The organism is Endozoicomonas sp. ONNA2, assembly GCF_024606365.1.
GTDB lineage: Bacteria > Pseudomonadota > Gammaproteobacteria > Pseudomonadales > Endozoicomonadaceae > Endozoicomonas.
The window spans coordinates 1-2,057 of record NZ_JAHHPO010000572.1; the positions used below are offsets into that span (position 1 = coordinate 1).

A 2,057-nucleotide genomic window follows, 5' to 3' on the forward strand; every position below is an offset into this window, starting at 1 on the left:
ATAGAATATATGGTTCAAAATCAAATGATTACGTCATTTTGGTGGTGAAAGTGGGTCATAAAGTTGGAAATCCTTTCTTTTCTCGTGTGATCTCTGCGGTTATCCCGGGCGTTTATTGAACCAGCCGCTGATAAAGGCCTGACTGCCTCTTGGTTGGCGACTTTGCCGCCTGGAGCAGGATGTCCATTTCGGCAAACAGCGTAAGCTTGGATTTGGCCCGGGTAATGCCTGTATAGACAAGCTCCCGGGTGATGATGGGACTGTCCTGATCCGGTAAGACCATGACAACGTCCGCAAACTCAGAACCCTGACTTTTGTGAATGGTCATGGCAAAAACGGTCTCATGCTCTGGAAGTCGACTGGGGAGAAACTGACTGACCTGTTTATCGGGGAACTGAAATGCGATCCGGAGTTGGCCATTAGAGTCCCTGATGGTGATGCCAATATCGCCATTGTACAGACCAAGCCCGTGATCATTGCGGGTGATCAGGACGGGCCGACCTTCATACCATTGTCCCGTCACTTCAATCAGGCCTTTTTGCTGCAGGGCTTTTTCTATTGCTTCGTTCAGGCCTGAAATACCATAGGGGCCTTCCCGCAGGGCGCACAACACCTGAAACCGGTTAAAGGCAGCAAGAATTTGCTGAGGTTCTGTTTTCTGTTGAATGAGCTCCAGGTAGTGCTGGTAGGCTTCAACCGATTGCTGGATCAATCGCTGATAACCCGATTCCGTGGCGATGGAAAAGCGCTCAATATCATCAAAGCCTGAGGTAAATATTGATTTCAGGGATCGAAGGTCATTGGTGTTTACGGCTTTTGCCAGACTGCCTATTCCTGAATGGGCGTCAAAGCGATAGCTTTTGCGCAGCAGGCATAGGCTGTCGGAAACGGCCTGGTTGGCATCAGTCTGTGCAGGTTCAACCGAATAGAGATCCTGTCCCGTCAATCTTGCCAGCAAATTGCGCTGTTCATTGGAATAACCAAAGCTGGCGGCAGCACAGATATCACCGAGGACACTGCCGGCTTCCACTGACGAAAGCTGATCCCGGTCACCTAACAGAATCAGCCGGGCATGATCTGGCAGAGCTTCCAGCAGGTGGCTCATCAGTGGCAGGTCGATCATGGACGCTTCATCTACTACCAGAATATCCAGGTGTAACCGATTGTTTTTATTGTGAACAAATCCAGGCTTGCCGGGAATTACACCCAGTAGGCGGTGCAGTGTCCCGGCCTGGGCAGGAATCCTGTCCCTGACCGTTTCACTGCAGTTTATTTTTGCCAGTGCCCCACCAATGGACTCGGTCAGGCGGGCTGCCGCCTTGCCTGTTGGGGCAACCAGTTTAATATCCGGAGGGGAGCCACGTTTCAGGCCCAGTTCGGTGAGCAGCGCCAGCAGTCGGGTTACGGTGGTGGTTTTGCCGGTTCCCGGGCCACCACTGATCACTGAAAATGAGCGACTGGCTGCCAGGGCCACCGCAATCTTCTGCCAGTTCAGGCATGCCGACTCGGGAATCAGTGAATCCAGGGTATCCGTCCTGTGGTGAAGGGAGCCCAGAATGGCTGGCCAATCGAGGGTATCAACGGACTCAATATCCAGCCACTTGATCAGTTCAGCTTTCTGACCGGCTTCGGATTGCCCTTTACACTGTTGGACCACGAAGTGATAGTCCCGCTGGAAGAGTCTCTGCAAAATCGAGAAGGCTTCATCGGTATCCAGTGTTTCGCTGCTTCTGCCCTTGAGAAAATCGGCGACATTGCGTTCGTATTGCCAGTACCGGTAAAGGTACAGACGCTCACCATCGAGAACCAGCGGGGTGGGTTCATTGCCTTCCCCTCTTGCACCGACAACATGAGTCCCCTGGAGGCGGGACAGCCACTGGTGTTTTGGGATGGCCAGGGTATCCATCAGTGTGGCGCTTTCCTGCTCATCCAGACCAAAAAGGGTGAAGCCTGAAGCCAGGGACATACACACATTGCCCTGGCCCAGTTCAAAGCTGACATTGGCGGCTGCCAGAGTCAGCAATGGGTCGGGGTCCAGGGAGTCGTTCAGTTTGGCG

Annotated in this window: 1 protein-coding gene; it reads right to left on the reverse strand. The window is 53.0% G+C overall.

Features of this window, described 5'->3' with window-relative positions:
- Positions 1 to 112: 112 nt before the first annotated feature.
- A partial coding sequence (recD, locus tag KDK14_RS10090) for an exodeoxyribonuclease V subunit alpha (protein WP_257264974.1) occupies positions 113 to 2,057 on the reverse strand: 1,945 nt, incomplete at its 5' end.